Raw genomic sequence first — 7,141 nt, forward strand, 5'->3', positions numbered from 1 at the left:
AACGAAAATGGTTTCCAGCATTGATGCGAATTGGAGACGTTATGGCAACCCCTGCGCCCGTGAAACGCGGCAAAAAACCGCGTGCGACAACGGCTACCACCAGCGCGCCCGTCGGCGGGCAAGTACAATCTTTGACGCGTGGTCTGCGCCTGCTGGAGCTGATTGCCGAATCCCACGGCAGCGTGGCGCTGACCGAACTGGCACAACAGGCCGGTTTACCCAACTCCACCACTCATCGCCTGCTCTCCACCATGCAGCAGCAAGGTTTTGTGCATCAGGTGGGCGACTTAGGTTTGTGGACCATTGGTTCGCACGCGTTTGTGGTCGGCAGCAGTTTCCTGCAGAGCCGCAATCTGCTGGCGATTGTGCATCCGCTGCTGCGCAAGCTGATGGAAGATGCCGGCGAGACGGTGAATCTGGCGGTGCTGGATCTCAGCGATTATCAGGCGGTGATCATCGACCAGGTGCAGTGTACGCAGCTGATGCGCATGTCCGCGCCGATTGGCGGCAAGCTGCCGATGCATGCATCCGGCGCCGGCAAAGCGTTTCTGGCGCATCTGAGCGATGAGCAAGTTACCGCGCTGCTGCATCAAAAAGGGCTGCATCACTACACGCCGAAAACGCTGATGTCGCCGCACAGCCTGAAGGAGAATCTGGCGCTGATTCGTAAGATGGGCTTTTCGCACGATGATGAAGAGCACGCGCTGGGTCTGCGCTGCGTTGCGGCACCGATTTATGACGAACATGGCGAACCCTTCGCCGCCATCTCAATCTCCGGCCCGATTGCGCGCATGACCGACGACCGCATCACCGAGCTGGGAGCGCTGGTGATCCGCGCCGCGAAGCAGGTGACCCAAACCTATTCTGGCCGCTAAGCGGCCACCGACGCATAGCGCGCGCTGAAACGCTGGCTGGCGCGCCACGCAATTACCTCTTCAATATGCCCTTCGCGGATGCGCGTTTGCAGCGCGCGCCACCAGTTGGGATCAAACAGCTGCGGATGCAGCGCCTGCAGCAGTTTGCCGGTCGAGGGTTCGCTGCACAGCGCATAGCGGAAGGTTTCCGGGAACACATCATCCGGCCCGACGCTGTACCACGGCTCGGCCTGCAGCTCATCTTCCTCATAGCGCGCCTGCGGCACATCGCGGAACACCAGTTCGGTCATCTGGCGGATTTCGTCGTAATCGTAAAACACCACGCGGCCATGACGCGTCATACCAAAGTTTTTGTACAGCATGTCGCCGGGGAAAATATTTGCCGCCGCCAGCTGACGAATCGCATCACCGTATTCGCCAATCGCATGCTGCCGCTGTTCCGGCGAAGCCTGAGCCAGCCACAGATTAAGCGGCTCCATGCGGCGTTCCAGCCACAAATGGCGGATGATCACCACATCGTCGCGCAGCTCGAGCTTTTCCGGGATATCGCGCTCAAACTCCGCCATCAGCTCGGCCGGAATACGCGCGCGCGGTAACGCAAAGTGCTCAAACTCCTGCGTATCCGCCATGCGGCCCACGCGATCGTGCTCTTTGACCATGCGATAGCAGTCGCGCACCTGCGCATCGGTGACCTCTTTTTGCGGTGCGAAGCGGTCTTTGATCACCTTAAATACGCGATCAAAACCCGGCAGCGTGAACACCATCATTACCATGCCGCGAATGCCGGGTGCGACGGTGAAATCTTCCTGACTGTTCGCCAGATAGTGCAGGTATTCACGGTAGCATTCGGTTTTACCGTGCTTCTGACAGCCAATCGCCATGTAGCGCTCTGCCACGGTTTTTCCCGGCAGAATCGGTTGCAGCCACGCCACCAGCGCGGCCGGAACCGGCGCGTACACCATGAAATAGGCGCGGGCAAAACCAAACACGATGCTGGCATCATCGCTGTCGGTGAGACAGGTATCGATCCATAAACGGCCAGCATCATCGCGCTGAATCGGCAGCAAACAGGGCACCATGCCATCACTCAGCTGCAGGCGCGCCACTATCCACGCGGTTTTGTTGCGGTAAAACAGTTCGCTGGCGACATCCAGCGTCGCCGTCGCCAGCTGTGTGGCACCAAACTGCTCGTGCAGATGGCGCACAATCCAGCCGATATCGCGCGTTTGATCCTGCCACGTTAGACGCAGCGGAATGTCATTCAGCACCTGACGCAGTGTTTCCTCCAAATTCTGCTGCGGACGATAGAGGCGTGACAGCGGGCGCGGCGCAACCGGCGCGGGCGCATAGGGCTGCGACGGCAAGATAAACAGACGCTCGGGCGACAAATGGCTGTGGCCCTGCAGGCGACAATAGACCGAATTGAAGAAGCTTTCGGCGATTTCATGGCGCGGGTAGCCGGGCAGCAAGGTTTCGTAATGGCTTTTCACCCGCAGCCAGAATGCGTCATCCCAGTCCGAAGTGTCATTGAGAATGCGCAGCTGGTTGGTGACCAGGCCAACATGGTGATCGTAAAGATGGATACGCGCTTTCATTGCCTGCTGCACCGCGTGCCAGTCGGCCTGCTCGAAGCGCTGTTGCGCACCGGCGGTGATATCCAGAAAGCGGCCATACTGCGCGTCAAAACCTTGCAGAATGGTGTGGGCAATCAGCGATTCTCTCGGCGTCATCGGCAACGCTCCTTTAGCGGTAAGTGGTCGCCATTGAATGGCGACCTTACAACGGCTTCAGAATTGTGCGGCTTCGGTGGAGCCGGTCAGCGCGGTCACGGAGGATTGCCCGCCCTGGATGACGTTGGTGACGCGATCGAAATAGCCGGTGCCCACTTCCTGCTGATGCGATGAGAAGGTGTAACCCTTATCGCGCGCCGCAAACTCCGGCTGCTGCACTTTCTCCACGTAATGGCGCATGCCTTCGCCCTGTGCATAGGCGTGCGCCAGGTCAAACATGTTGAACCACATGCTGTGAATTCCGGCGAGCGTAATGAACTGGAAGCGATAGCCCATTTCGCTCAGCGCCTGCTGGAAACGGGCGATAGTGCGATCGTCAAGGTTCTTCTTCCAGTTGAACGAAGGCGAGCAGTTGTAAGCCAGCAACTTGCCGGGATACTGCGCGTGAATCGCGTCGGCAAAGCGCTGCGCCATCTCCAGATCTGGCGTTGAGGTTTCGCACCACAGCACATCGGCATAAGGCGCATACGCTAGCCCGCGGCTGATCGCCTGTTCAATCCCGGCACGCGTGCGGAAGAAGCCTTCCGAGGTGCGCTCGCCGGTGATAAACGCCGCATCGCGCGGGTCGCAATCTGAGGTGATCAGATCGGCGGCATCCGCATCGGTGCGCGCCAGCAACACCGTCGGTACGTTCATGACGTCCGCGGCCAGACGCGCCGCCACCAGTTTCTGAATCGCTTCCTGCGTTGGGACTAATACCTTGCCACCCATGTGGCCGCACTTCTTCACCGCCGCCAGTTGGTCTTCAAAATGCACCGCGCCGGCACCGGCCTGAATCATCGATTTCATCAGCTCGAACGCATTGAGCACGCCGCCAAAGCCCGCTTCCGCATCGGCGACAATCGGCAGGAAGTAATCAATAAAATCACTGTCTTCTGGCGATACGCCGCTGGCCCACTGAATTTGATCGGCTCGCTGGAAGCTCTGATTAATCCGCTCCACCACATTTGGCACCGAATTCACCGGATACAGCGATTGGTCGGGATACATCTGCCCGGCCAGGTTAGCATCTGCCGCCACCTGCCAGCCGGAGAGGTAAATCGCCTCTATGCCGGCTTTCGCCTGCTGCACCGCTTGTCCGCCGGTCAACGCGCCGAGGCTGTTGATGTAGCCTTTGCTCGATTCACCATTCAGCAGCGACCAGAGTTTGGTGGCACCGCGCTCCGCCAGCGTGCAGGCGGGATTGACCGAACCGCGCAGATTGACCACATCCTCCGCACTGTACGGACGAGTAATTCCCTGCCAGCGCGCATCATTCCAGCTCGATTCCAGTTGTTTGATCTGTTGCGTACGATTCATCGTCATATCTCCAGGTTCAAGGCAGCAGGCGGTAGCCCGGCAGAGTGAGGAAGGAAACCAGTTCGTCATCGGTGGTAATTTGCGCCATCAGCGCGGCGGCATCGTCGAAGCGTCCATTTTGAAAACGTTCTGCGCCAACGGTTTGCTGCAAGGTGGCCAGCTCTTCCTCCAGCAGCCGTTCAAACAGCGCCACCGTGACCGGCTGGCCATCGCTGAGAATTTGTTTGTGATGAATCCATTGCCAGATGGAGGTGCGGGCGATTTCAGCGGTGGCGGCATCTTCCATCAACCCATCAATCGGAACGCAGCCGTTGCCGCTGATCCAGGCTTCCAGATATTGCAGCGCCACGCGGATATTGGCGCGCATGCCGGCTTCAGTACGCTTGCCGCGACAGGGCGCCAGCAGACGTTCGGCGGTGATTGGCGCATCCTGCTCACGCGTGATGTGCAGTTGGTTGGGCTGATCGCCCAGCCGACGGTCAAACTCCTCCATCGCGATATCAGCCAGGCCGGGATGCGCCACCCAGGTTCCGTCGTGACCGTTGCCCGCTTCTCGCGCTTTATCTTCCTGCACCTTTTGCGTCACCCATACATTGCGCTCCGCGTCTTTGCTCGGAATCAGCGCCGACATACCGCCCATCGCCAGCGCACCACGACGATGACAGGTTCGAATCAGCAGGCGTGAATAGGCATCGAGGAATGGCTGATCCATGCTGATTTGCTGGCGATCCGGCAGGATACGATCGGGATGCTGGCCCAGCGTTTTGATGTAGCTGAAGATGTAATCCCAACGGCCACAGTTCAGGCCAACGACGTGATCGCGCAGTTCCCACAGGATCTCATCCATCTGGAATACCGCCGGCAGCGTTTCGATCAATACCGTGGCTTTGATGGTGCCGCGCGGCAGATCGAAGCGATCTTCACTGAAGCGGAAGATCTCACGCCACCACGCCACTTCAGCGGCATGCTCGGTTTTCGGCAGATAGAACCATGGCGCGTGGCCCTTCTCCAGCAGCGCTTCAACGTTGTGGAAAAAGTAGAGCGCAAAGTCGAACAATCCGCCGGGAATGGCCCGATCGCGCCACTCCACATGCTTTTCATTCAGATGCAGACCGCGCACCCGACACATCAGCAGCGCCGGATTGGCGCGCAGCTGGTAGATCTTGCCGGTTTCACTGGTGAAGCTCAGCGTGCCATTGACGGCATCGCGCAGTGTTAATTGTCCGTCGATCAGCTTCTGCCAGGTTGGCGCCAGTGAATCTTCAAAATCGGCCATGAAGACGTTGACGTTCGCGTTGAGCGCGTTGATCACCATTTTGCGATCCGGCGGCCCGGTGATCTCTACGCGACGATCCTGAAGCAGCTGCGGAATAGGACGAACTTGCCACGCATTTTCACGAATGGAAGCGGTTTCCGAATCAAAGCCGGGTAACTCACCCTGATCGTAACGCTTCTGTCGTTGCTGGCGTGCTTTCAGCAGGCGTTCGCGCTCTGGTGCAAAGCGCACCACTAATGCGTGTATAAAGTCGATTGCTTCTGGGGTAAGCAGCTGCTTTTCCTCGTGGGTAAAGGGCTGGCTGAAGGTTAGCGTATTGCTGATAACCGAGTCTGTCATGCGGGCTGCCTCCTGAGGTGATCCATCGTTTAACGATCGGATCCGGATGTAGGGTGTTTTGTAACCTGCAAGATCAGAGCATAATGATTTTTATTTTAATTTCAAAAACTATTTCCATTTTAATGTTTATGTTAATTTATCAGATTGATATTTATGTAATTTAATCTCTCGAATTAAAGGCAATAACTTCCACTGGTGAATTGAAGGCAAAAAAAAAGCCGCGATAGCTTTCGGCTAGCGCGGCAGGATCAAACGAGGTGTTTGATCTATTCGAGTGTTGGATTCATCCGGCGCAGATCGAACGGCGTGATCTGGTAAACGTAGTAGTTCAGCCAGTTGGAGAACAGCAGGTTGCCGTGGCTGCGCCAGGTGGCGCGCGGTGGCAGCTCTGGGTTGTCGTGCGGGAAGTAATTGAACGGCACGTCCGGCTGCAGGCCAGCATCGTAATCGCGATGATACTCACCCGAGAGCGTCAGGGCATCGTACTCAGGGTGGCCGGTGACAAACGCCAGGCGCTTGTCTTTGCTCGCCATCAGATATGCGCCGGTGGATTCCGATTCGGCAAATAGCTCGAGATCGGTGTAATCGCGGATCAGCTGGCTCGGAAAATCAGCATAGCGTGAATGCGGGGCCAGGAAATTGTCGTCAAAACCGCGCGTTAGTAAGGCGTGGGGATGCAGGATTTGGTGCTCATAAACACCGGACAATTTGTTCTGCCGCGTCTGCTTAGGAATGCCATACAGAATGTTGAGTGCCGCCTGAACCGCCCAACAGACAAAGAGCGTGGAGGTGACGTGTTCATTCGCCCAATGCAGTACGCGCTGAATCTGCGGCCAGTAAGCGACATCATTGAAATCGACCAATCCCAGCGGCGCGCCGGTCACAATCAGTCCATCGAAGTTATCGTTTTGGATGTCTTCGAAGTTGCAGTAGAAGTTGTTCAGATGCTCTGTCGGCGTGTTGCGCGACTCGCGGCTATCAATGCGCAGCAGCTGCACATCAATCTGCAACGGTGAGTTAGAGAGCAGACGCAGGAACTGATTTTCTGTCTCAATCTTCTTTGGCATCAGGTTAAGAATCAGCACTTTTAGCGGACGGATCTCCTGAACACTGGCGCGCGACGACGTCATGACAAAGACGTTTTCATCACGCAAAAAATTCACTGCCGGTAATTCGTCGGGAATCCTGATTGGCATAACCTACTCACCTCTTACTGATAACCGTATAAACGTTTAGACATCCAGATGCCCGACATTAGCTTGTTATGTCGAGAATGTCGAGTCTTCATGCGGTTTATGAAAATGTTTCAGCTTTAGATGGGATTTGGGATAAGTCGTGGCGTATTTATGCTGGATCAGCTTCTTGAAATGAAAGTTTGAGGTGAGATTTGCGTGATTTTCATACACTGAATCGCTCTATTCTATGCGATTTTAGCTGATCTCAGACGTAAAAAAGCCCCGGACTTTCGTCCGGGGCTTCTTCACTTATTTGATGCCTGGCAGTTCCCTACTCTCGCATGGGGAGGCCCCACACTACCATCGGCGCTACGGCGTTTCACTTCT

Annotated in this window: 5 protein-coding genes; 1 reads left to right on the plus strand and 4 read right to left on the minus strand. The window is 56.6% G+C overall.

Going from position 1 to position 7,141, the window contains the following annotated elements; genetic code table 11:
- Positions 1-41 precede the first annotated feature (41 nt).
- The gene (gene iclR / locus KVT28_RS22255) at positions 42-875 is read left to right on the plus strand and encodes a glyoxylate bypass operon transcriptional repressor IclR (RefSeq protein ID WP_101763122.1); all 834 of its coding nucleotides are present in this window, start codon (positions 42-44) and stop codon (positions 873-875) included.
- Here iclR and aceK read toward each other — a convergent pair.
- The 4 genes from aceK to metA form a co-directional block, all read right to left on the minus strand.
- On the minus strand, positions 872-2,605 hold the full coding sequence (aceK, locus tag KVT28_RS22260; RefSeq protein WP_217550107.1) for a bifunctional isocitrate dehydrogenase kinase/phosphatase: 1,734 nt from the start codon (positions 2,603-2,605) through the stop codon (positions 872-874). The genes iclR and aceK overlap by 4 nt on opposite strands.
- A gap of 57 nt (positions 2,606-2,662) precedes the next feature.
- A complete protein-coding gene (gene aceA, locus KVT28_RS22265) occupies positions 2,663-3,964 on the minus strand; it encodes an isocitrate lyase (protein ID WP_101763124.1) in 1,302 nt (433 codons plus the stop codon).
- A 16-nt stretch (positions 3,965-3,980) separates the two neighbouring features.
- The gene (aceB, locus tag KVT28_RS22270; RefSeq protein ID WP_101763125.1) at positions 3,981-5,579 is read right to left on the minus strand and encodes a malate synthase A; all 1,599 of its coding nucleotides are present in this window, start codon (positions 5,577-5,579) and stop codon (positions 3,981-3,983) included.
- Between the two features lie 266 nt (positions 5,580-5,845).
- Positions 5,846-6,775 carry a homoserine O-succinyltransferase gene (gene metA / locus KVT28_RS22275; RefSeq protein WP_101763126.1) on the minus strand — a complete coding sequence of 310 codons (930 nt, stop codon included), beginning with the start codon at positions 6,773-6,775 and terminating at the stop codon, positions 5,846-5,848.
- Positions 6,776-7,141: the final 366 nt, after the last annotated feature.

The sequence above is a fragment of the Pantoea sp. GbtcB22 genome, from assembly GCF_019091025.1.
Lineage (GTDB): Bacteria > Pseudomonadota > Gammaproteobacteria > Enterobacterales > Enterobacteriaceae > Pantoea > Pantoea leporis.